Source organism: Exiguobacterium sp. SH0S7, assembly GCF_004337195.1.
Taxonomy (GTDB): Bacteria; Bacillota; Bacilli; order Exiguobacteriales; family Exiguobacteriaceae; genus Exiguobacterium; species Exiguobacterium aurantiacum_A.
On record NZ_SJVA01000006.1, the window covers coordinates 79,670 to 102,318 of the forward strand.

22 protein-coding genes are annotated in these 22,649 nt (G+C 51.7%); 18 read left to right on the forward strand and 4 right to left on the reverse strand.

Going from position 1 to position 22,649, the window contains the following annotated elements; translation table 11 throughout:
* Positions 1–5 precede the first annotated feature (5 nt).
* The 16 genes from EVJ22_RS10720 (at position 6) to EVJ22_RS10795 (ending at position 15,603) form a co-directional block, all read left to right on the forward strand.
* A complete protein-coding gene (locus EVJ22_RS10720) occupies positions 6–1,094 on the forward strand; it encodes a PQQ-dependent sugar dehydrogenase (protein WP_233589684.1) in 1,089 nt (362 codons plus the stop codon).
* Between the two features lie 95 nt (positions 1,095–1,189).
* The gene (locus tag EVJ22_RS10725) at positions 1,190–2,398 is read left to right on the forward strand and encodes a M48 family metallopeptidase (RefSeq protein WP_131443904.1); all 1,209 of its coding nucleotides are present in this window, start codon (positions 1,190–1,192) and stop codon (positions 2,396–2,398) included.
* 105 nt (positions 2,399–2,503) lie between these two features.
* Positions 2,504–4,255, forward strand: a complete 1,752-nt coding sequence (locus tag EVJ22_RS10730) for a sensor histidine kinase (RefSeq protein ID WP_070328893.1) — start codon at positions 2,504–2,506, stop codon at positions 4,253–4,255.
* Positions 4,252–4,959, forward strand: coding sequence for a response regulator transcription factor (locus EVJ22_RS10735; protein WP_070328894.1), 708 nt, complete (start codon positions 4,252–4,254; stop codon positions 4,957–4,959). The genes EVJ22_RS10730 and EVJ22_RS10735 overlap by 4 nt, the downstream gene beginning before the upstream one ends.
* 15 nt (positions 4,960–4,974) lie before the next feature.
* A complete protein-coding gene (deoD, locus tag EVJ22_RS10740; RefSeq protein ID WP_016508372.1) occupies positions 4,975–5,688 on the forward strand; it encodes a purine-nucleoside phosphorylase in 714 nt (237 codons plus the stop codon).
* 142 nt (positions 5,689–5,830) lie between these two features.
* Complete coding sequence (locus EVJ22_RS10745; RefSeq protein WP_131443905.1) at positions 5,831–6,997, forward strand: MFS transporter; 1,167 nt, start codon at positions 5,831–5,833, stop codon at positions 6,995–6,997.
* 105 nt (positions 6,998–7,102) lie between these two features.
* Positions 7,103–8,488 (forward strand): aldehyde dehydrogenase, encoded by a 1,386-nt coding sequence (locus EVJ22_RS10750; protein ID WP_131443906.1) that lies wholly within the window; start codon positions 7,103–7,105, stop codon positions 8,486–8,488.
* A 185-nt stretch (positions 8,489–8,673) separates the two neighbouring features.
* Positions 8,674–9,384 carry a Crp/Fnr family transcriptional regulator gene (locus EVJ22_RS10755; protein WP_131443907.1) on the forward strand — a complete coding sequence of 237 codons (711 nt, stop codon included), beginning with the start codon at positions 8,674–8,676 and terminating at the stop codon, positions 9,382–9,384.
* 184 nt (positions 9,385–9,568) lie between these two features.
* Positions 9,569–9,688: a cytochrome c oxidase subunit 2A gene (locus EVJ22_RS10760; RefSeq protein ID WP_233589685.1), complete on the forward strand. Its 120-nt coding sequence runs from the start codon at positions 9,569–9,571 to the stop codon at positions 9,686–9,688.
* Between the two features lie 21 nt (positions 9,689–9,709).
* Positions 9,710–10,180, forward strand: coding sequence for a cytochrome c oxidase subunit II (locus EVJ22_RS10765; RefSeq protein WP_071399140.1), 471 nt, complete (start codon positions 9,710–9,712; stop codon positions 10,178–10,180).
* Positions 10,181–11,866 carry a b(o/a)3-type cytochrome-c oxidase subunit 1 gene (locus tag EVJ22_RS10770; RefSeq protein ID WP_070328899.1) on the forward strand — a complete coding sequence of 562 codons (1,686 nt, stop codon included), beginning with the start codon at positions 10,181–10,183 and terminating at the stop codon, positions 11,864–11,866.
* Between the two features lie 48 nt (positions 11,867–11,914).
* Positions 11,915–12,523, forward strand: a complete 609-nt coding sequence (locus EVJ22_RS10775) for a kinase (RefSeq protein ID WP_070328900.1) — start codon at positions 11,915–11,917, stop codon at positions 12,521–12,523.
* A 135-nt stretch (positions 12,524–12,658) separates the two neighbouring features.
* Complete coding sequence (locus EVJ22_RS10780; protein ID WP_070328901.1) at positions 12,659–13,051, forward strand: GntR family transcriptional regulator; 393 nt, start codon at positions 12,659–12,661, stop codon at positions 13,049–13,051.
* Entirely contained in the window at positions 13,029–13,709 is a 681-nt protein-coding gene (locus tag EVJ22_RS10785) for an ATP-binding cassette domain-containing protein (protein WP_131441121.1), read from the forward strand. Before EVJ22_RS10780 ends, EVJ22_RS10785 begins: the two co-directional genes overlap by 23 nt.
* Positions 13,706–14,506 carry a hypothetical protein gene (locus EVJ22_RS10790; RefSeq protein ID WP_131443908.1) on the forward strand — a complete coding sequence of 267 codons (801 nt, stop codon included), beginning with the start codon at positions 13,706–13,708 and terminating at the stop codon, positions 14,504–14,506. Before EVJ22_RS10785 ends, EVJ22_RS10790 begins: the two co-directional genes overlap by 4 nt.
* An 11-nt stretch (positions 14,507–14,517) precedes the next feature.
* Positions 14,518–15,603, forward strand: a complete 1,086-nt coding sequence (locus EVJ22_RS10795; protein ID WP_131443909.1) for a hypothetical protein — start codon at positions 14,518–14,520, stop codon at positions 15,601–15,603.
* Between the two features lie 30 nt (positions 15,604–15,633).
* On the opposite strand, the gene EVJ22_RS10800 is transcribed toward EVJ22_RS10795, so the two are convergent.
* Genes EVJ22_RS10800 through EVJ22_RS10810 form a run of 3 tightly spaced genes read right to left on the reverse strand, consistent with a single transcriptional unit; the run spans position 15,634 to position 17,915 of the window.
* On the reverse strand, positions 15,634–16,275 hold the full coding sequence (locus EVJ22_RS10800) for a hypothetical protein (RefSeq protein WP_131443910.1): 642 nt from the start codon (positions 16,273–16,275) through the stop codon (positions 15,634–15,636).
* Complete coding sequence (locus EVJ22_RS10805; protein ID WP_071399146.1) at positions 16,272–17,438, reverse strand: DEAD/DEAH box helicase; 1,167 nt, start codon at positions 17,436–17,438, stop codon at positions 16,272–16,274. The genes EVJ22_RS10800 and EVJ22_RS10805 overlap by 4 nt, the downstream gene beginning before the upstream one ends.
* A gap of 54 nt (positions 17,439–17,492) precedes the next feature.
* Positions 17,493–17,915 carry a hypothetical protein gene (locus EVJ22_RS10810; protein WP_131443911.1) on the reverse strand — a complete coding sequence of 141 codons (423 nt, stop codon included), beginning with the start codon at positions 17,913–17,915 and terminating at the stop codon, positions 17,493–17,495.
* Between the two features lie 360 nt (positions 17,916–18,275).
* Between EVJ22_RS10810 and pflB the strand changes: the two genes are divergently transcribed.
* Complete coding sequence (gene pflB / locus EVJ22_RS10815; protein ID WP_131443912.1) at positions 18,276–20,522, forward strand: formate C-acetyltransferase; 2,247 nt, start codon at positions 18,276–18,278, stop codon at positions 20,520–20,522.
* 56 nt (positions 20,523–20,578) lie between these two features.
* Positions 20,579–21,295, forward strand: a complete 717-nt coding sequence (gene pflA / locus EVJ22_RS10820) for a pyruvate formate-lyase-activating protein (RefSeq protein WP_131443913.1) — start codon at positions 20,579–20,581, stop codon at positions 21,293–21,295.
* A gap of 40 nt (positions 21,296–21,335) precedes the next feature.
* Here the strand turns inward: pflA and EVJ22_RS10825 are convergent, their stop codons facing one another.
* Positions 21,336–22,562 (reverse strand): NAD(P)-dependent malic enzyme, encoded by a 1,227-nt coding sequence (locus EVJ22_RS10825; protein WP_131443914.1) that lies wholly within the window; start codon positions 22,560–22,562, stop codon positions 21,336–21,338.
* Between the last annotated feature and the right edge of the window lie 87 nt (positions 22,563–22,649).

Below are 22,649 nucleotides of genomic sequence, written 5' to 3' on the forward strand. Positions count from 1 at the left end.
TCACGTTGAAACGATGGTTACTCATGTTGTCACTCGTCTTTGTTGCCGGTTGTGCGTCTGATCCGGCGGACGATGCGGTCCAAGAAGAGGAAACCCCGATCGAACAACCGGCTGAATCGACGGAAGTTGCGCCGAACGAAGATGACGCGTTATCGGTTGGGGCGAACGAATCGATTGCGCGACAGCTCGACGTCCCATGGTCGATTACACGAACCGAGGACGGTTGGCTCGTTTCAGAGCGCGGGGGAACGATTGCTGTCATTGATGCTGACGGTAACGTCTCGCGTCAACCGGTCGAACTGACTGAAGATGTGCTTGAAATCGGGGAAGGCGGACTACTTGGTCTTGCTCTCGCGGATGACTTTGCGACGTCGCGACAGCTGTACGCCTATCATACGTACGGGATACCTGGGGATGTGCGGAACCGGGTCGTCGAATTGACGTGGGACGGAGAACGATTTGAAGAGACGGACATCGTCTTGGAAGACATTCCTGGAGCGCAGTTTCATAACGGCGGACGCTTATTACTCGACGGTGACGTGATTTGGGTCACGACCGGAGACGCACTCGTCCCAGACCTCGCTCAAGATGAGACATCGATTGCCGGGAAAATCCTGCGCGTGCCGTTGTCCGGCGAAGGGGACCCGGTCGATTGGATTTATTCGTCCGGCCATCGGAATCCGCAAGGGTTGACCGTCATCGAAGACGTGCTCTATGCGAGCGAACATGGGGCATCCGGTCATGACGAAGTGAACATCATCGAGCCAGGAAACAATTACGGGTGGCCGATCATCGAGGCCGATGAGACGGAAGACGGTCTCGAGACGCCTTGGTTTGAGGTCGGAGGAACGTCATGGGCGCCATCTGGCGTCGTTGCCGACAATCAGTACGTCTATATGGCGACGTTGCGTGGGAATCGTTTGGTCGCGATCGACCGTGAGACGCGCGAAGTCATTCCGCTCGTCGAGGATCAAGGTCGCATCCGTGACGTCTGGTTAGAAGATGATCGCCTGTATTACATCACGAACAATACGGACGGCCGTGGAAATCCAGGAGCGGAAGACGATCAACTGTTCGTTCTCGAATTACGTTAGAAGCTGACATTTCGTCAGTTTCTATTTTTTTGTTGTTTTACGTGTGAGATTCCGTATAATAAAGACGGTAATTGGAAAATGAAGGAGTTAATGACATGAATCATTCAAAATTGGTACATAAGCACGAACAATTGTATTTCGGACTGCTTGTCGCGATGAGCATCCTGACAATTATTGTCGGAATCGTCTTGACGATTGCCTCACTCGGTATCTTCCTGTGGATCATCGGGCTAATCGTCTCGCTGTCGATGTTCGCACACTGGATTCAAATCGGCTATATTCGGACGAACGGGGTCAAAGTGACGGAGCTACAATTCGCCGACCTGCATGAGATGTATCAGCGCGTCGGACAAGGGATGGGTATCCGTTTGTTGCCAGACGTCTATATTTTACAGGCGGGCGGGGTCTTGAACGCGTTCGCGACCCGATTCTTCCAAAAGAATATGATCATCTTGTATTCGGACGTCGTGGAACTGTCGCGGAACGGTCAGACGAAAGAAGTCGAGTTCGTCATCGCGCATGAACTCGCGCACATCCGCCGCAATCACGTCCAAAAACAGTGGCTCGTCTTGCTCGGGAATATCGTTCCATTTTTAGGGACAGCGTATTCACGCGCTTGCGAATATACGTGCGACCGGATGGCCGCGCATTATATTCAAGACGAAGCGGCTTCAAAACGAGCGCTCACCATCCTCGCCGTCGGCGGAAAGCTCGCCAAAGAAGTGAACGAGTTCGACTATTTATATGAAGCAAGCCGTGAGAACGGGTTCATCGCCAAATATAGCGAACTGATTTCGACGCATCCGACATTGCCGAAACGGATCGCCGCTATTGCCACGCATGCCGGTGAGGCGAACGTGCCGATGTTCAAGACGGCTGGTTATGTCAAAGCCTCAATCATCGGAACGATTGTCGTCACCGTGCTCGTCAACGGGGCCATCATCGCGTGGCTCGTCATGAGTGACGGGTTCACGGGCCTTGCCGCTTCACCGTTCGGCGAAGGATTCGCCGATGAGATGGCTGTGGAGCCGCTCCAAGAATTGGCGTACGACAATGCCAGTTATGATGCGGTGGAAGAAGAGGTGATGAACGGAGCGGATGTGAACATGCAAGATGATTACGGGGACACGCCGCTCCATAATTTCCTTTATAGTGAGAACGTCGATGTAGAAACAATCACGTTATTACTTGATAGCGGGGCAGACGTATCGCTTGAAAACGAAGACGGAATGACGCCGGGTGAATTAGCAGCAAATATGGACCATTCCGACGAAGTGATTCAATTGATCAATTCATACGAGTGACAAGAAAGACTTGAGGCATCCTTTTTGGGGCTCAAGTCTTTTTTTACGACATGATTGCAAACGCTTGCATGACCCGTGATATAATCTTCAAGAGGAGGGGTGTCGGTGAGGAGCATCCGTACGAAATTGACCGGGATGATCGCATTGACGATCATCGTTCCGGTTATTTTAGCGACCGTCATATCATTTTGGTACGTCAAAGACCGGGAACGAGAGCGCGGTCTCGAGCTCACGGACTGGTCGCTCGAGCGCGGGACGTTGCAGATCGAACGCTACATCTCTGACTTGAGCCGCCTGCCGACGAGCCTATACGCCAATCGGGACGTCCTCGACATTCTTGAATACGGTCCCGGGCTGTCACTCGAGCAGACGGAGCTTGAAGTTCGGCGGGCACTCCTTGGTATGTACTTATCACGGGAGGATGTCGCACAGATTCAATTGCTCATGCTTGAAGACATGGACTCGTTCGCCGCCTATAAAATGAAAGTGTCACCACGTTCGAAAAAACAACCGAGTGCGATTCAACAACAATTGCTGAAGTATGAAGAGAGCCGTGTCTTGCTCGAGGCGTCGCATCCGCTCGTCCCGTACCATGACTTTGGACCGATCGTCTCGGCAGAAGAGGTCGTGACGCTTCATTTCCGGCTCGACAAGATCGAGACGGATAAACCGCTCGCGATTCTCTCGATCGATATACCGGAAGACGTGTTTGTCGGACAACTCGCGTCGTTGCAAAACAATCCGGAGGAAAGCCTTTGGTTCATCGGCGGGAACAATCAAGTGTTTGCCAAGCTCGGGGACGAGGACATCCCGGACACTGTGGCGGCGAAGTCGATGTCGGTCGACGGGAAACATCATCGGATCATTAAATCGTTCGAGTTTGAAAATCAAACGTTTTATGTCGGGAAATCGATTCCGGATCGGTTGTTGATTGAACCGGCATCCCGGACGTCATTCATCATCTTCGTCGTCGGGATGGTTTCGCTCGTTTTAGCGTTGATCGGGGCGACATACGCATCGATGCGTTTGACGACGCCGATTAAAACGCTCACGTCGAACATTTGGCGAATCGAGCAAGGGGACATGACCGTTTCGTTCGATTCCCTGGGAAATGATGAGTTCGGCGTCCTTGGTCGGCAGTTCAAACGGATGATCGAACGGATCGATGACTTGATTCAGCGCGAATATCGGTTGGCACTCGAAAATCGGACGAACGAACTGCGCGCCCTGCAGGCACAAACGAACCCGCATTTTTTATTCAATGCGCTGCAGTCGATCGGGACGCTCGCCCTAAAAGGGGACGGTAAAACGGTTTATCGCTTAATCACACAGTTATCCTCGATGATGCGGTACACGATGCACCCGGACGAGTCGATGGTGACGCTCAAGCGCGAAGTCGAGCATCTCAATTCGTACGTTCGGCTCCAACAGGTCCGCTTCCCCGATCAGTTCGACGTCGAGGTCGACGTCCCGGACGCGTTGCTCGACTTGATCGTTCCGAAGATGATCCTCCAACCGCTCGCGGAGAACTTTTTCAAACATGGGTTTGAGCGGGACGGGGCGACGGCGGCCAATCGATTCTGCTTAAACATCCGTCAAACGGGAGCCGACCTCATCATCCGTTGTGAGAACAGCGGGCGAGCGATCTCGGACTTTGAGCTGAACGCCCTGCAACAACGGATCGAACGGTCGACAGGACCGATTCATGGTGCGGAAGGCACCGGTTTAAAGAACATTCGCGATCGACTCATGTTAAACTATAATCGGGAGGCTGAGTTTATGTTGGCTACACCAGAGACCGGCGGATTCCGCATCGTCATGCGTTTCCCGGCCGTGAAGGAGGCGGGTGCGTCATGACGAAAGTATTGATCGTCGACGATGAGTCGCCGGTACGGGAAGCGGTCAAATTGCTTGGGGAGTGGGAACGTCTCGGCGTCACGAAAGTGTTCGAAGCGAGCGACGGCGAAGAAGCGAAACGGATTATCACGAAAGAGCGCCCGGCCTTGGTTTTATCGGATATTCAAATGCCGCGCTGCAACGGGATTGAGTTGATGGAATGGGTGCATCAAGAGGTGGAGTCGGTAAAGCTGATCGTGTTGACCGGGTACGATGAGTATTCGTATATGCGGCGCGCGATTCAGCTCGGCAGCTTCGATTACTTACTGAAACCGATTGATCCGGACGTGTTGAACGATACGCTCGAACGTGCCCTCGCGGACGTCTGTCCAGCCGAGGAAGACCCAATCTTCCAAATCGGTGCGTTTATCGAGCGTCATTATGCGGAAGAGCTCAGCTTGCAAGGGATGAGCGAGCGCTTTTACTTGAGCCGCGAATACATATCGCGTCGTTTTAAGCAGCAGTATGGCGTCAACTTATCCGAGTACTTGCTGTCGATCCGCATGCTCGAAGCCAAGCGTCTCCTTGAAACAAGTAGACAACGTATTTATGAAGTCGCCCAAGCGGTTGGTTTTTCGGACGACAAATACTTCCGAAAAGTCTTTAAAAAACAAGTTGGTGTTACCCCGAACGAATATCGGGAAGACTACCAACGACAACTTTAAAGGAGGAATTTTATCATGAGTGTACACATTGGGGCAAAAGAAGGACAAATCGCAGAAACGGTATTACTTCCAGGAGATCCGTTGCGCGCGAAATACATCGCTGAGACGTTCTTAGAGGATGTCGAACTGTATAACGAAGTGCGTGGCATGTACGGTTTCACAGGTACGTATAAAGGCAAACGCATCTCTGTTCAAGGGACAGGTATGGGTGTGCCGTCGATGTCGATTTACGTCAACGAATTGATCATGTCGTACGGTGCTAAAAACTTGATTCGTGTCGGTACAGCCGGCGGGATTCAAGAAGACGTCAAAGTGCGTGACGTTGTCATCGCGATGAGCGCATCGAGTGAGATGGGACAAAACCGTGTCCGGTTCGATGGCATGGACTACGCACCGACAGCGACGTTCGACCTCCTACATCGTGCGTATATGAACGCGGAGAAAGCGGGCATCCCGGTCAAAGTCGGTCAAATCTTCACGGCCGACCAGTTCTACCAAGATGACTTCCACCACTTCAAAAAGTGGGCGGACTTCGGTTGCCTCGCAATCGAGATGGAAGCAGCCGGCCTTTACACGCTCGCGGCGAAACATAAAGTCAACGCCTTGACGATCCTCACGATCTCTGACCACTTGTTGACGGGTGAAGAGACGACATCAGAAGAGCGTCAATCGACGTTCGACGAGATGATTCGTGTCGCCCTCGACACAGCAGTCGAAGTGACGAACTAAATCATAAGTCCCTACAGACGCAACGTTTGTAGGGACTTTTTGTGTCAGTGTGCCAACGTGTCTATACAAAGCGGAACCGGCAAGCTAGACTGAAGCTGAAAACTCAGTGTCCGTGGAGGTGCTGAGCTAAGGAGAGAATTCCGTGAATAAACCATCCGCTTTTGTGATTTATAGTATCGTCTTTTTTGCGTTTTTTGATCTGTTTGCCCAACTTCCCGTCATGAGCACGTTCGCGACCTCAGTCGGTGCGACGCCGTTCATCGCCGGTGTCGTCATTGCCATCTATTCATTGTCGAACACGTTCGGAAACATTTTGTCTGGCGTTTGGACGGACAAGTTCGGTCCGTTCCGAATCTTACTCGTCGGTTTAGTGTTATCGAGTGCGAGTCTGCTCATGTATCGCCTTGTCGATGATGCTTCGATGTTATTGGTGGTGCGTGTCGTTCACGGATTCGTGGCCGGCTTGATTGTACCGGCTGCGTTTACGCTATCCGCGAACTTGACCGCGGCCAATCGACAAGGGAAAAAAGTGGCGCTCACCGGGAGCTTCGTCGGGTTGGCAGCGATTCTAGGACCAGCGTTCAGCGGCATCATGGCCAGCCGCACATCGGTCCCGGTCGTATTTACGTACGTGGCGGCGTATGGCGTGCTTGTGGCTTTGCTTGCCCTCGTCGTGTTAAAGCGGTTGCGATTCGCTGTTAAACATGAGGACCGGCGCGAAGTGGTTGGCTCGAAAACGCTAGAGCGTGACGTCGTCAAAGCGTATGTCGGGGCGTTTTTATTAATGTTCTCGCAAGGAGCGCTCGCTTATTTATTACCGCTTTACGTGCAAGCGCTCGGTTACGACTCACGGCTCAGCGGGACGTTGCTCAGCACGTTTGGCGTTGCTGCCGTCCTCGTGTTCGTCTTGCCGACGAACCGTATCTTCGACCGGTTCGAACCGGCGCGCTTGGCTGCGCTCGGGATCGGCATCCTTGGGATTAGTCAAATTCTGATCGGTTTGTCGGGTAGCGCAAATCTGCTCTATCTCGTGCTCGGCTGTTATGGCGTCGGCTTCGCTATTTTGTTCCCGGCCATCAACACGATGTTGATCAAAGCGACGAACAGTGCCAATCGCGGCAAATCATACGGCTACTTCTATGCGTTCTTCTCGCTCGGTACGGTCGTGGGTTCGGCTCTCTTAGGGTGGCTGTCCGTCTCGTTAACGCAGAAATTCACGCTGACCGGGATTGTTTTGCTGCTAGCGGGCCTGCTTTTGATTGTGATCGAGCAGACAAGGAAACGTGTCGTTTCAAACAAGACCGAGTGAGATGGGCACGTATCAAGCAGCAACGGCTGAACGTTCAAAATGGTCGGGTCTGATTGGATAGTGATAAGATAAAGACAGCGTTATCACTCAAAGGGAGGCAGATTTATGCTCGCACCAATCGAACAGTTGACGATCGAAGAGCTCATCAGTAAGCAACGTCGTTTCTTTAAGACGCAAGCGACCAAATCGCTCGCATTCCGTCTCAGTATGTTGACGTTTTTGAAAGAATCGATCAAACATCATGAAACGGAAATTATTGAAGCGTTAAAAACAGATTTAAATAAATCAGAGCTCGATGCGTTCACGACGGAGATCGGCTTTATTTACGACGAGATCAGTCGGACGAATCGAGAGTTGAAGCGTTGGATGCGCCCGAAACGTGTCCGCGGTGCAGCGATCCACCTCGGGACAAAAAGTGAAGTCATGTATGAACCGTACGGCACCGTTCTCATTATCGCGCCTTGGAATTATCCGTTCCAATTGGCGATCGCACCGCTCATCGGAGCAATCGCGGCCGGGAACACGGCTGTCGTGAAACCGTCGGAATTGACGCCGAACGTGGCCCAAGTAATGACGAAAGTGCTCGAACGGGCGTTCACCGATCGTTACGTCGTCAGTATCGAAGGGGATAAAGACGTCGCTCAAGCTTTGCTCGCGCAAAAATGGGATCATATCTTCTTTACCGGTTCGACCCAAGTCGGAAAAATCGTCATGGAGGCTGCGGCCAAGCAATTGACGCCGGTCACGCTCGAACTAGGTGGGAAGTCACCGGCCATCGTCCATGAAGATGCCAATATTAACATTGCGGCGAAACGGATTGCGTGGGGGAAATGGATGAACGCCGGTCAGACATGTGTCGCCCCGGACTACGTGCTCGTCCACGAGTCGAAACGTGATGCGTTTCTTGAAGCAATCAAGCGGGAAGCGTTCCTGATGTTTGGGAACGGAATCGGGACAGAACGGTTCACCCGGATCGTCAGCGAGTCTCATTTTGATCGGTTGACGAGTTATTTGAGTCAAGGGGACGTCTTCTTCGGGGGAGCGACGGAGCGGGAAAGTTTGAAAATCGCCCCGACCGTCATGACGGATATTCATGATGGGGCTGCTGTCATGAAAGACGAGATTTTCGGACCGATTTTGCCGGTGCTGACGTATCGTCAACTCGATGAGGCGATCGAGTTTGTGTCCGACCGTCCGCATCCGCTCGCGCTCTATTTGTTCACGGAAACGAAAGCTGTCGAACAGACGGTGCTCAAGCATCTGACATTCGGCGGCGGTTGTGTCAACGATGTCCTCATGCATTTGACGAACCCGAACTTGCCATTTGGCGGTGTCGGGGAGAGTGGGATGGGGGCTTATCACGGACGCTATAGCTTTGAGGCGTTCAGCCATGCCAAATCAATATTACGCAACACGACAAAATTTGATGTGCCGATTCGTTATCCAAACTTTAAAGGTGCGGAGAAGCTGATCCGTCTCGTCTATCGCTGAGACTGATCTGAGACTGTAGACTTTCTACAGTCTTTTTTTTATGAGAACGAATTGAAAAATAGAAGATTGTTTGAAATGTCACATACTTTTGTGATCAGGGTGCTCACGCTACTGTATAATAAAGCCATAAATGAAACGTACGAGACATTCCAGGCACGAATGAATTGTGGAGGGAGCAGACGAACATGTCTACGAAATGTGGGACGACCGAACCGAACAGCTTTATCTTTTCAGCGGAGACGAAACAGTTATTGCTCGAAATGATGACACCTCAAGACTACCCGAAGGCTAGCATCGTCTGTTGGGAAGGTGAGAAGTGTGATAAATTCTTTTATTTGAAGAGCGGATCTGTCAAATTCACGAAGATCACGAAAAAAGGGAATCCAATCGTCATGTTCTTATATGGCGCCGACGATTTTTTTGGTGAGTTTGATATCGTCGACACGTTCCCGAGTTCTTACAGCATCGAGACGACGGAAGAAAGTGTCATTGGCGTTATTTCAAAGAAAGACATCGAGACCATCATGCAGCACGACGCCAAATTTGCCGGTGACGTGCTGCGCTGGACGTCGATGATGCGTAAGCATTCAGAGATGAAACTGCGTGATTTGCTATTGTACGGAAAGCCGGGAGCGCTCGCTTCGACGTTGCTTCGGATGGCGGCCATGCACGGCGTGGAGGAAGATGACGCGGTCGTCATCTCACGACATCCTTCCGATGGGGAGCTCGGTCAACTGATCGGGGCACCGCGTGAGACCGTCAACCGGATGATGAACCAGTGGCGAAAAGAAGGCGTCCTGACAACGACGGGAAACTCGATCGTCTTGCATGATATCGATTTCTTAAAAGAGCTGTGCCACTGTGAAGGCTGTCCGGCCGGGATTTGCCGATTATAATGAGGAACCGTCTCTTAGTGAGGCGGTTTTTTTGTCGTCTTGATTTGGTCAATTGTGAATTTTATGTGTGGAAACTACGCAAAATTGATGTGATTGTCACTTTTGGAGTGATAAAAGTCACATATTAAGTCGGGGTTAATTTCATACAATGAAAGAGGAAATTATAGCGAAAGGGGTCCTTCACGTGGATAAGAACGGTGGACAAGAACCGAATCTGAAAGGCACGTTTACATCGGTCATGATCGTCGCGGGTGTCATCATCGCCATGTGGTCGTCGGTCTTTTATTTATTTGTTACACGATAACGTCAAAAGGAGAAAACAAACATGCATATTCATAAGCTTGAAAAATATTGGTTGATCTTTGGCATCGTTCTATTAGGCGTGTTTTTGACAGTGCTCGGCATTTCGGCGTTTGCGGCCGGCAACCAGCCCGCATCGGACGCCGATTTGATCGACCCGGCGAAAGTGCATCAGACGGCGCCGTTCGATAAACCTGGACTTAATAAAATTGGTGATAACGAATACGAACTCGTCATGGTCGCGCAGGCGTTCACGTTCACACCGGGTAACGTTGAAATCCCGAAAGGTGCGAAAGTGACGTTTCTCGTCACGTCACCGGACGTCGTCCACGGTTTCCAGTTGACGGGGACACCGGTCAACATGATGGTCGTACCGGGACATATCAACTCGCTCACGTATACGTTTGAAGAAGCGGGCGAATTTTTAATCCTCTGTAACGAATATTGCGGTACGGGACATCACATGATGTCGACAAAAATTAAGGTGGTGGACTAAATGAACGACGTAGCCTCAAAACTGAAACAGTGGGAAATGGAGCGCGGCGTGCCGGTGCCGAGCATCGGTGTGAAAGAAGCGCGCCTCGCCTATGCCCACGTTGTCGTCTCGGTACTCGCCGTCTTGATTGGAGCGATCGCGGGACTCATGCAGACGCTCATTCGTACAGGAATCATTCCGGAAGTATTCGGTTACTATCAATTGTTGACGGCCCACGGTATCATGCTCGGTCTCGTCTTTACGACGATGTTTATCATCGGCTTACTTTACGCGCTGCTCGCCAAGTCGTTCGGACGGTTTGAATCGTTCCCGACACGTGTCGCTTGGCTCGGTTTTTGGATGATCATCGCCGGGGCGGTACTCGTGACGATCATGGTGCTCGCCAATAAAGCGACTGTACTTTACACGTTCTACGCTCCGCTCATGGCCGACCCGATCTTCTATGTCGGTCTCGTTCTCTTCGTCGTCGGTACATGGTTCTCGGCGTTCGCGATGTTCCGCATGTATGCGGACTATAAACGGGAACACCCTGGCGTCCATCCGCCACTCCCAGCGTACATGAGTATCATGACGATGTTGCTCTGGGTCATCGCGACACTCGGTGTTGCCGGGACGATTTTGTTCCAACTGCTCCCGCTCTCGCTCGGATGGAAAGACACGGTCGGGATTGAATTGAGCCGGACGTTGTTCTGGTACTTCGGTCACCCGCTCGTTTACTTCTGGCTCATGCCGGCCTATATCGTCTGGTATACGGTCGTGCCGAAAGTCATCGGTGGGAAGATCTTCTCGGACGCGCTCGCGCGGATGGCGTTCTTGTTGTTCCTCTTGTTCTCGTTCCCGGTCGGTTTCCACCACCAGTTGACAGAGCCGGGGATTGATCCGTTTTGGAAGTTCGTCCAAGTCATCTTGACGTTCCTCGTCGTCATTCCGTCGTTCATGACGGCGTTCTCGCTGTTCGCGACGTTCGAGCTGCGGGGACGCGCTCTCGGAGCACGCGGTCTGTTCGGTTGGGTCAAAAAGATGCCGTACGGCGATGTGCGTTTCCTCGCCCCGTTCGTCGGGATGTTGTTCTTCATTCCGGCTGGTGCCGGCGGTATCATCAACGCGTCGCACCAATTGAACGCGATGGTCCACAACACGCTTTGGGTCACCGGTCACTTCCATATCACGGTCGGAACGGCCGTCGCCTTGACGTTCTTTGGAACTGCCTATTGGCTCGTACCGGTACTACGCGGACGTACACTCACGAAATCAATGAACCGTCTCGGTTTGATTCAGACGGGGACGTGGGCGTTCGGGATGTCGATCATGTCGTATGCGATGCACATCTCAGGCCTTCAAGGTAACCCGCGTCGGACCGGTCCGGCGACGTATTTCTCAGACGCGTTGACGCGTGAATGGATCCCGTACCATATGGCGATGGCAATCGGCGGGACGATCCTTCTCGTCTCGGTGCTCATCTTCGTATATTCGATGTTCAACTTGTCATTCCTCGCACCAAAAGGTGAGGAAGAGTTCCCACTCGCAGAAACGGAAGAGGCGGCAATGGAGACGCCACGGTTCTTTGAGAACTGGAAGCTCTGGATCACGGTCACGTTCGTCTTGATCGCATTCGCCTACACGGTTCCGATTTGGCACTTGATTGAAAGCGCGCCTCCGGGAGCGAAAGGTTGGGTGCTCTGGTAAACTGAAGTCAGCCTCTAGGGCTGACTTTTTTGATTTGGGGGAGAACGTATGGAGACGTTACAGGAAGTGATTCGTGAAGCATACGCTAACCGTGTCCACGACCGACCGTTCATCGTCGCGATCGACGGCTTGAGCGGGGCCGGGAAGACGACGCTCGTCGAACAATTGAGTGGTATCGCGCCGAACGAACTGCTTCTACATATTGATGACTTCATCGTCGAACGGCATCGGCGCTATGAGACGGGGCAGCCTGAGGCGGTGGAATACTATGCGCTCCAATGGGACGTCGATCTGCTCGTGAAGATGTTGTTCGAGCCGTTGTCCCGAGGTGAGACGCGTCTGACGTTGCCATACTACGAGCGAGACGAGGACGCGATTGTCATGCGGACGATCGATGTGGCTCCGAATGCGCTCGTGTTGATTGAAGGCATCTTCTTATTGCGGGACGAGTGGCGGTCGTATTTCGACTACATCGTTTATCTTGACTGTCCACGCGAGACGCGTTACGAGCGTGTGCTAAATCGCGATACGTATATCGGCGATTTAGCGGCACGGCTCGCCAAATATGAGCGCCGCTACTGGCCGGGTGAAGCGCACTACATCAAGACGGTCAATCCAGTGATACGAGCCGACTATATCGTCCGCTCATCAAACTGACGTATCCTAATCAATGAGGATGCGTCTTTTGTTTTGGATTGTTTTGGGAAATTATTATTGACAGTCAAGTGTATTACGGTAATAATACAGTCAGATAGTGTATTAGTCGCATCATACACTTAGAGAGGTGACAACATGATCATTCAATTTAACACGAGATCCCCCGTCTACATCCAAGTCGTCGACTACTTCAAAAAGAAGATGGCGCTAGGCGAGTTGAAGGCGGGCGAAGAAATGCCGTCGCGGCGAGAGCTCGCGACCGAACTGAAAATCAATCCGAACACCGTCCAAAAGGCGTTCAAGGAAATGGAGGAACAGCAATTGATCACGACCGAACGCAATCGTCCAAGTCGGGTGACGACGGACGACCACGTATTGAAACGAATTCGGACCGAACTCGTCGATGAGGCGGTCGCTGTCTTCGTCGAATCGATTCAAGAGCTCGACGTCACGATGGACGAGCTCGTCAGCAAAATCAAACGGCAATACGGGGAGGGGAATCTCGATGATCGAGGTACTGGGAGTTAAGAAGCGTTACCGCAAAAAACAAGTCATCGAAGATGTGTCGTTCACGGCTAATAAAGGCGAGATCACATGCCTCATCGGTCTGAACGGGACCGGCAAGTCGACGATTTTAAAAGGCATCATGGGGCTGACCCCGTTTGACCAAGGCAACGTTTTGATTGACGGCAAGCCGATCGATTTGAACAACGTCGCGTTCGTACCGGACCATTCGACGTTTCCGATCCACTTTTCGATCGAGCAGTGCGAAGCGTTCATGCGCGATTTTTATCCGAAGTTCGACACGAAGTTGTTCGCTAGACTCGTCGACGAGTTCAAACTGTTTCCAGAAGACAAGTTGAGTGAACTGTCGAAAGGGACGCTCGCCAAGGTCAATTTGGCGCTCGGCATCGCCCAAGACCCGGACTACTTGCTACTCGACGAACCGTTCTCAGGTATCGATGTGTTTTCAAAAGAGCAAATCGTCGAGCTGTTTTCGAGTGACATCATGGAAGACCGCGGTGTCTTGATCACGACGCACGAGATTGACGACATCGAGTATTTGGTCGACAAAGCTGTCATGTTGAACCGGGGACGGATCGTCCGTGAATTCGACGTCGAGGACGTCCGCTTCATCCACGGGAAATCGATCGTCGATGTCATGAGAGAGGAGTACGGGGCATGAATCTATTGAAATTGATTGGCTGGGAACTCGATCGCGTCAAAAAGATGTACGGGTTGTTGCTAGGGGTATTGATGACGATTCAATTCGGTTGGTTGGCCGTGTTTATATGGCGGAATACAGTACTGAATGAAGAATACAGACGTGAAGGTCAAAGCTTGTTGGTAGTGTTTCATTCCTATCTCATGAGCACTCCTTACATTTTATCGATTGGGATTGGACTCATCGTGATGCTCGTCTTCAGTGGCTGGATTTGGTATCGAGAATTTTGGGGCCGTGGCACGTTCATGATGCGCTTACTGACGTTACCCACGAAACGGATTCAACTGTTCATCTCGAAATTCATCACGGTCATGATGATGATTTTAGGGCTGATTGCCGTGCAATGGTTCGCGCTCGTTATCGAATATCAGATTTTCACGACATGGTTGGACGGACAGGGGATACGACAACAAGATACGTTCGCAGACATTCGACAATTAGATGTGTTCTCCCTTTTATATCCGACATCATTCGTCAATTTTATCATCCATGTGATGCTTATCGCTTTCGTCGTCTTAACAGTCTTCACGTTCGTATTGGTGGAACGGAGCTTATGGCAACGAACAATCTTTTCTCCGCTCGTGTCCATCGCGCTCATCGGAGGCGTCCTCGCGATTCCGTCAACCATCTTTTATGTCATTGAACAATATTTGTTTATGGATGAGCTCGCACTCATCCTCGTTATAGGGTTTCTCTTCAGCGTTGCGACATTGACGATAATTGCGCGACAGTACTTACAAAAAAAAATAAGTGTGTGAGGTGAAGTGATATGAGACGTATACTGAATATCGTAGCTTTAGGCGCAATCATCGTAGCGGGAATCGGTACATATGCCGTCAGTGGGGAACAAAACCAGGACGACTGGATGTTACACGTCGATTCGAACGAGGCCGTATGGAAAAATCGCGCGGTACGCCTCTCGGCTACTGATATGGATCGATCGGGTCAAGATGTAGAGGTGTCTATTGATGGGAGTCGATTTGTCAATGGAAGTTATATTGACGAAGTCATGCAATATCGAAGCGATATCGGGGGACAAGACCGCTCGTTCGCTCGTGCTTTAAAGCAACTTAATTATGCGCAACAAATTAAAACGGAAGACGGCTATGTGGCTATCGGACAAAAAGGCCAAGACACGCTCGTATTATTGCAATCGAAAGACGGGAATATGGTCGAACGGACAGAGTTTCCTAACGTACAGTCGATTGTCGACAGTGGATGGGGCGGAATGTTTGTTTATGACGGTACTGTTCATATCGTGTATAACGAAAACTATGAACTGACGAATCAGCATGTAGCAGTGCTCGACGTAGCGACAACAACGATTGACACGAAAAAAATCGCACGTGATGGTGTGCTCATTGAATACGTGATGGGTGAAACGTGGGGATTCGCGTTAGGTGATGGTCAGCGAACGACAATCGGGAAAGACAATCGCTACATCCCGATTCAAGCGACACGCTTAGAGACGGTCGAGGCAGAAGATGGTGAAGCGTATTCAGAACATATGTCTTTATCTGGCTTATACGTCTACGACGTCGAAGAAAATCGGGTCGTTTCATTAGATGTTGAGCAAGAAGCGATTGCAACTAGCGTATTCGGGGATACGTATCAGGCCCTTCTCGCCGATGGGACGGAGACGAGTATCGACTTAAAAACGTTAACCGAAACGTCACGGACAATCATTCAAGGCGAAGTCGGGACAGCAAGTTATTACGATGGATTGCTTTACCATGTGAGTCCGACAAAAGACGGGGCAGAAGTCGATGTCTATGACGAAGCCGACCTCGTCTCAGAGGCGACCGTGACAGGGAAAGAGGTCAATCCCGACTCATTCCAATATTATGTCTATTAAAAAAGAGGCAGCGCGAGAGCTGCCTCTTTTTTACTTGGAAGGTTTTGGAATGATGACCCCTTCTTCTAAATCAAGCAACATATCGATCAGTTCCGCGCAAAACTCAGGGAATTGATCGAGGAACGCACCTGGACCGACCTCATCCATGAAGTCGATGTACAGATCTGCTACGTTGCCAGCCATCTTCGCTGGAAGTGCGAGGAAGGCCGACCCGAAGCGCCAGCTGCCACGGATGTCGAGCAGCTTGCCGAGCATGACGTCGCCTGGTTCGCGTACTTCCGGTAGCATTACCTTGTACGTCTCTTTCGTCTCCCAATCACGTAAGCCGTCTTCGGTCACTTCAAACACAGAGCACCGGGGGACGGCGAGACCGCGCAAGGCATGATAGAGAGCAGGTGACATGTCAGCTTTGTGGTCCGCCAAATAGCGGCCATGCGGTGTCATCCCATCCTCATCCGTCTCAAAGAAGACGCCCCAATCGATGAACAAATCGCGGAACAGTTCGGCGTCTTTCAAGTGCCACGTGCCTTCCGAAGCGATCTCTTGGATATAGTTCGTCCACTGCGTGCTGCGTGCGAGTGCCGCTTGCTCGTATAACTTTTTCAGTTCGGCCAGCAATTCGGACTCTTCGACGAGCAAAGGGAAGGGAATTACTTTCCGGTCTTTTTTCATCGCCGTGGTCCTCGCTTGTCTGCAGGACGTTTGACGACCGGCGGTTTGTCTTCGATCCGTTTCTCGATGACTTCGCCACGGTAAATCTCAAGCTCTTTCAATTCGACACCGAGCTGGCGGGCGAACGATTTCAAGTGCGTCAAATCTTCCGGAGTCACGATCGAGAGGACCGTCCCGGCCGCGTTACCGCGAGCGGTCCGTCCAGAGCGGTGGATGAAGTCATCGGTCGATTCAGGTAAATCGAAATGAACGACGTGCGTCACTTCATCGATGTCGAGTCCGCGCGCTGCGAGACCCGTCGTGATGAGGAGCGGATATTCGCCTTTACGGAATTCGCGGAGCGTCTCGACGCGGGCACGTTTCCCTTTCAAGCTATCGAGCATGCGATAGTTCACTTTCATCTTATCGAGCTCACCTTTGAGCGGCGGTAAGAACGAGCGGTTGTTAATAAAGGCGAGCACTTTGACGCCATCGACGTGTGACAGGCGACGAAGCAGTTCTGGCTTATAGCGACGTGTCGTCAACATATAGCCGTACGTCACTTGAGCACTGACAGTCCGTTCGACCTTCACGTGAATCGGTTCTTTCAAGAACGGGGCAGCCCATGCTTGAAGCGTGTCCGTCAATGTCGCCGAGACGAGTGAGATTTGATGCTCGTGCGCCGTATGGTTGATGATGCGCTCGGCCGCTTCCGTCAATCCGCTGTCGATGATTTGATCGGCTTCATCGAGCACGATCGTATGCGTTTCGTGCAGTTTGAGTTTTTTCTTCTCGATCAATTCAACGAGACGTCCTGGTGTCCCGACGATCAAATGCGGTTTTTTCTTCAAGCGATCGATTTGGCGCTTCAGTTCGACGCCGCCGATGAACGAGGCGATCCGGACGTCACCTTTTTCGGTGAAACGTTGCGCCACCGTTTGGATCTGCATGACGAGTTCGCGCGTCGGTGCGACGATGACGACTTGGATCCGGTCGTTCGAGGCATCGATTTTTTCAATAGCGGGTAAAAGATAAGCGAGTGTCTTACCTGTTCCTGTCGGCGCTTCAATCGTGACGTCTTTTCCTTCTAAAAGGGGCGGGAACGCTTCCGCTTGGACCGGCATCGGTTCGTTAAAGCCAAGGCGTTCCCAGGCTTCGTTAATGAATGGTTTTGTAAAGTTCATATCAGTTCTCCTTATCGTTGGGCAAAAACAAAGGAAGCATAAGCGCTCCCTGGTTCAAATATAGCGAACATGTTCAGTGTCTTGGTCAATTGATGAACGGAGCGTCTGTGTGTACACTTGTCCGTCCTCGACGAGTTTGATGTGCACGTCGATGTGCTCAGGCGAGGCTTCGACACCTTCGACCGTGAAGCCTTGATACACGCGGTATTCCAATTCTTTAAGCAATTTTGAATAGGCGTTTAGTTCTGGATACGTCGTCGCGACGTCGATTGGACGCGACACGAGTGCGACGATTAAATGGTCACGGAAATCAATGAAATCTTCATTCTCGATATCGTCATCAAAGCGAATCCAAAAGCCTTTTTCTTCAAATTCTGTGATAAATCCGTCGCGCTTGTCTCCAGCCTCTTCGACTTTAAGGGAGATGCGGTCACCGGCTTTTAAGTTATGCTCGGCTGTTAATGGTTCATACGTCATGGGAAGAACCCCTTCCTCTTCTACAATGTTCTGCTTCCATTGTGCTCGATATAAGGCAAAAATTCAAGTTCTATCCCGAACCTGTGAGTTAAGTCACTACAAAAACTGTATGATTTTTCACAACTCTTTAAAGATAATACAGGATTAACAAGAACGTGAACGGACAGGGATTCGTCTGTTTCTATGTAAGTTAAAAAATGACTATAACAGATAAAATAGCGCTTACAAAAACGGCATAACACCAATGTTCATGAGATTGTTACAACTTTCACAAGAATGTAAAACATATTGTTCACGTTTTCACGTACACTCATATTATAAGGAATCAGGCAGTTATCTCAACTATGAGGAGTGACCATAATGGCAACTGAAATTAAATCAGCCTGGTCAGGATTTGTTCCTGGACAGTGGACGAACGAAGTGAATGTCGGTGAATTTATCCGCTTGAACCGCCACGAGTATACAGGGGATGACCGTTTCTTAGTCGGACCGACAGAGGCGACGAATCGTCTTTGGGGACAAGTGATGGAATTGACGAAAGAAGAACGGGAACGCGGGGGCGTTTGGGATGTCGATCAAAACACGCCGTCGACAATCATCTCACACGGACCTGGGTACTTAAATAAAGACCTTGAAAAAGTCGTCGGTGTCCAAACGGACGAACCGTTCAAACGCTCGATTCATCCGAACGGCGGCATTCGCATGGTCGACGCCGCGCTCGAGTCATACGGCTTCGAACCAAATCCTGAAATCACAAAAATCTATTCAGACATTCGTAAAACACACAACCAAGGTGTTTTCGATGCCTACACACCAGAGATGCGGGCAGCACGTAAGTCAGGGATCATCACAGGTCTCCCAGACGCATACGGACGTGGTCGGATCATCGGTGACTACCGTCGCGTTGCCTTGTACGGTTTAGACTTCTTGATTGCCGAGCGTAAAAAAGATTTGGCGAACAATGGCGGTTTCCTCTCGGAAGCAGACATTCGGACGCGGGAAGAGATGTCTGAACAGCTTCGTGCCCTTCAAGAATTGAAACAACTCGGCGCTGCTTACGGATTCGACCTCGGTCGCCCGGCTGAAACGACGCAAGAAGCCTATCAATGGGTATATCTCGCTTACCTTGCAGCTGTCAAAGAACAAAACGGTGCGGCGATGTCTCTCGGACGCGTATCGACATTCCTTGACGTGTACGCTGAGCGTGACATGGCGGCGGGCCGTTTGACAGAGTCAGACGTCCAAGAAATCGTCGATCACTTCATCATGAAACTCCGCATCGTCAAATTCTTGCGGACGCCTGACTATAACGAATTGTTCTCTGGAGATCCAACGTGGGTCACGGAATCAATCGGTGGGATGAGTGAGGATGGCCGTTCGAACGTCACGAAGAGCTCGTTCCGTTTCCTTCACTCGCTCACAAACCTCGGCCCGGCACCAGAACCGAACTTGACGGTACTTTGGTCGACGAAATTACCGGAAGGATTCAAACAATATTGCGCGAAGATGTCAATTGAGACGTCGGCGATCCAATACGAGAACGACGACCTCATGCTTCCAGAGTTTGGTGACGATTACGGCATCGCCTGCTGTGTGTCACCGATGAAGATCGGCAAACAGATGCAGTTCTTCGGGGCCCGTGCCAATATGGCGAAAGCACTCCTCTACAGCATGAACGGTGGACGCGATGAGAAGAGCGGCGATCAAATCGCTCCGGCTTGGGACATGAACACAGAAGACGTCCTCACGTACGACAAAGTGTACGCTGACTTCGACCGGACGCTCGACTGGCTCGCAGAGCTTTACGTCAACACACTCAACGTCATTCACTTCATGCATGATAAATATGCATACGAACGGATTGAAATGGCGCTCCACGACCCTGAAATCTTACGGACGATGGCTTGTGGTATCGCTGGCCTTTCGGTGACGGCGGACAGCTTGTCAGCAATCAAATATGCGACGGTCAAACCGGTCCGAAATGAATTCGGCATCGCCGTCGACTTTGAAACAGAAGGCGACTTCCCGAAATTCGGGAACAACGATGACCGTGTCGACGCGATCGCTGTCGAACTTACGAAATCGTTCATGGAAAAAGTCCGAAAACACAAAACGTACCGCGACGCGCTTCATACGCAATCGGTCTTGACGATCACGTCGAACGTCGTCTACGGCAAGAAAACAGGAAATACACCGGACGGCCGTCGTGCTGGTGAGCCGTTCGCACCGGGTGCGAACCCGATGCACGGACGCGATACGAAAGGAGCGGCAGCGTCGCTCTCGTCAGTCGCTAAACTTCCGTTCGAACATGCGCAAGACGGTATCTCATACACGTTCTCGATCGTACCGAAAGCACTCGGTAAAGAAGACGTCGCACGTGAACTTAACTTGGCGGCACTTCTTGACGGCTATATGGGTGGCGAGCACAAAGGTCACCACTTGAACGTCAACGTCTTCAACCGTGAGACGTTGCTCGACGCCATGGAACATCCAGAAGAGTATCCGCAGCTCACGATCCGCGTATCAGGTTACGCCGTCAACTTCATCAAGTTGACACGCGAGCAACAGATCGACGTCATCAACCGGACGTTCCACGGTTCATTATAAGTAAAGGCTTGGCGGCCTTCGCTTGAAGGCCGCTCATTCGTTAGGAGGTCATCTCGATGACAATGGGATATGTACACTCGGTCGAATCGTTTGGAACCGTTGACGGCCCGGGAATTCGTTTTATCGTCTTTTTGCAAGGTTGTGCGCTTCGCTGCTTGTATTGCCACAACGCTGATACGTGGGATTTTAAAAAGAATAACCATCGTTCGGCCGAGGACGTCATTCAAGAAGCGCTCAGCTATCGTCCGTTCATGGAAGCATCAAAAGGCGGCATTACAATTTCAGGGGGCGATCCGCTCGCGCAGCCAGAGTTTTTAGAAGCGCTGTTGCGTGAAGCGAAAAAACATGGGCTCCACACGACGCTCGATACGTCGGGTGCACTCCGTCCCCCTAACCTTGACGCCATCTTAGACCATACCGACCTCGTCTTGCTCGATATTAAACACATCGATGACGACATGTGCAAGAAACTGACAGGACGGAGCAACGCCAACACGCTCGCGCTTGCTGAACACTTATCCGAGCGCGGAACGAAAATGTGGATTCGCCACGTCCTTGTCCCGGAATGGACGCTTGACGAAGGGTCGCTCCGGCGCACGGCGGCGTTCATTCAAAAACTCGACCACGTCGAGAAAGTCGAAATCTTGCCGTATCATGAGATGGGCGTCTATAAATGGGAGGCGCTCGGCCTCGACTATCCGTTAAAAGGCATCAAACCACCGACGACGGAAGAAGTCGAGTGGGCGGAAGGAATCTTACAAGGTACAGTCTAAAAAACTGCGCAGACCGTTATGGTCTGCGCAGTTTTTCGTGTTATAGCCGCTTATCACGTACGTGGCGGCGAATGGCGTCCTCGTCGAGCGGACGGTTGGCGACACCTGTCTCGACAGCAGTCTTCGCGACGGCGATTGCGACGGCCGGTGCGACCCGCTCGTCGAACGGGCTCGGGATGACGATGCCGTTCGCGAGATCGTCCTCTGTCAACAAGTCGGCAATCGCATGGACGGCCGCTTCTTTCATCTCTTCGTTGATCTCTGACGCCCGGACGTCGAGCGCCCCACGGAAAATACCGGGGAAGGCGAGGACGTTGTTCACTTGGTTGGCGAAGTCCGAGCGACCGGTCGCGACGATGCGGGCCCCTGCGGAAGTCGCGCGGTCCGGCATAATCTCCGGCACCGGGTTCGCGAGGGCGAAGATGATCGAATCTGTGGCCATCGAGCGGACCATGTCCTCGGTGACGGCACCTGCGGCCGAGACACCGATGAAGACGTCGGCCCCCTCGAGCACGTCTGAGAGCGTGCCGACGTGGAGCTTCCGGTTCGTCGCCTTGGCGATCTGGTCTTTGAACGGGTTCATGCCGTCGGCGCGTCCTTCATAGATCGCACCTTTCGTATCACAGATGACGAGGTCCTTTACGCCGAAGCGCTTGAGCAGCTTGGCGATGGCGATTCCGGCGGCCCCGGCTCCGTTCATGACGACACGCAGTTCAGGCATCGCTTTGTCGACTAAACGGAGTGCGTTGACGAGGCCGGCCAAGACGACGATGGCCGTCCCGTGTTGATCGTCGTGGAAGACCGGGATCGGGAGCGTCTGCTTCAACCGGGCCTCGATCTCAAAACATTCGGGTGCCTTGATGTCTTCTAAGTTGACGGCGCCGAACGTCGGGGCGAGCAGTTCGACCGTCCGCACGATCTCATCGACGTTGTGTGTGTCTAAACAAATCGGGAACGCATCGACCCCGGCGAAACTTTTGAACAGGACGGCCTTGCCTTCCATGACCGGCAACGCTGCTTCCGGACCGATGTTGCCGAGACCGAGTACGGCGCTTCCGTCCGAGACGACGGCGACAGTGTTGGCGCGCAACGTATATTCATAGGACAGCTCTTTATTGTCGGCGATTCGGCGGCACGGTTCGGCGACGCCCGGTGAGTAGGCGAGGCTGAGCGCTTCTGTCGTGTCGACGTCGACTTTTGGTGTCGTTTCCAATTTACCGTGGTGCAAAGCATGCATCTCGAGTGCGCGTTCGTTCAATGTTTTCATAACTCTCTCCCTGTGTGCGTACGATTTTTTGTCTGTCACAATCGACTACATTGTATCGAAGAAACCGCTTACTTTCGAGCGTTTTAC

Excerpts from the sequence above, each read along its gene's own strand:
- EVJ22_RS10725 (WP_131443904.1), top strand. The coding sequence starts at position 1,190 with ATGAATCATTCAAAATTGGTACATAAGCACGAACAATTGTATTTCGGA.
- EVJ22_RS10735 (WP_070328894.1), top strand. The coding sequence starts at position 4,252 with ATGACGAAAGTATTGATCGTCGACGATGAGTCGCCGGTACGGGAAGCG.
- deoD (WP_016508372.1), top strand. The coding sequence starts at position 4,975 with ATGAGTGTACACATTGGGGCAAAAGAAGGACAAATCGCAGAAACGGTA.
- EVJ22_RS10750 (WP_131443906.1), top strand. The coding sequence starts at position 7,103 with ATGCTCGCACCAATCGAACAGTTGACGATCGAAGAGCTCATCAGTAAG.
- EVJ22_RS10755 (WP_131443907.1), top strand. The coding sequence starts at position 8,674 with ATGTCTACGAAATGTGGGACGACCGAACCGAACAGCTTTATCTTTTCA.
- EVJ22_RS10765 (WP_071399140.1), top strand. The coding sequence starts at position 9,710 with ATGCATATTCATAAGCTTGAAAAATATTGGTTGATCTTTGGCATCGTT.
- EVJ22_RS10770 (WP_070328899.1), top strand. The coding sequence starts at position 10,181 with ATGAACGACGTAGCCTCAAAACTGAAACAGTGGGAAATGGAGCGCGGC.
- EVJ22_RS10775 (WP_070328900.1), top strand. The coding sequence starts at position 11,915 with ATGGAGACGTTACAGGAAGTGATTCGTGAAGCATACGCTAACCGTGTC.
- EVJ22_RS10780 (WP_070328901.1), top strand. The coding sequence starts at position 12,659 with ATGATCATTCAATTTAACACGAGATCCCCCGTCTACATCCAAGTCGTC.
- EVJ22_RS10785 (WP_131441121.1), top strand. The coding sequence starts at position 13,029 with ATGATCGAGGTACTGGGAGTTAAGAAGCGTTACCGCAAAAAACAAGTC.
- EVJ22_RS10790 (WP_131443908.1), top strand. The coding sequence starts at position 13,706 with ATGAATCTATTGAAATTGATTGGCTGGGAACTCGATCGCGTCAAAAAG.
- EVJ22_RS10795 (WP_131443909.1), top strand. The coding sequence starts at position 14,518 with ATGAGACGTATACTGAATATCGTAGCTTTAGGCGCAATCATCGTAGCG.
- EVJ22_RS10800 (WP_131443910.1), bottom strand. The coding sequence starts at position 16,275 with ATGAAAAAAGACCGGAAAGTAATTCCCTTCCCTTTGCTCGTCGAAGAG.
- EVJ22_RS10805 (WP_071399146.1), bottom strand. The coding sequence starts at position 17,438 with ATGAACTTTACAAAACCATTCATTAACGAAGCCTGGGAACGCCTTGGC.
- EVJ22_RS10810 (WP_131443911.1), bottom strand. The coding sequence starts at position 17,915 with ATGACGTATGAACCATTAACAGCCGAGCATAACTTAAAAGCCGGTGAC.
- pflB (WP_131443912.1), top strand. The coding sequence starts at position 18,276 with ATGGCAACTGAAATTAAATCAGCCTGGTCAGGATTTGTTCCTGGACAG.
- pflA (WP_131443913.1), top strand. The coding sequence starts at position 20,579 with ATGACAATGGGATATGTACACTCGGTCGAATCGTTTGGAACCGTTGAC.
- EVJ22_RS10825 (WP_131443914.1), bottom strand. The coding sequence starts at position 22,562 with ATGAAAACATTGAACGAACGCGCACTCGAGATGCATGCTTTGCACCAC.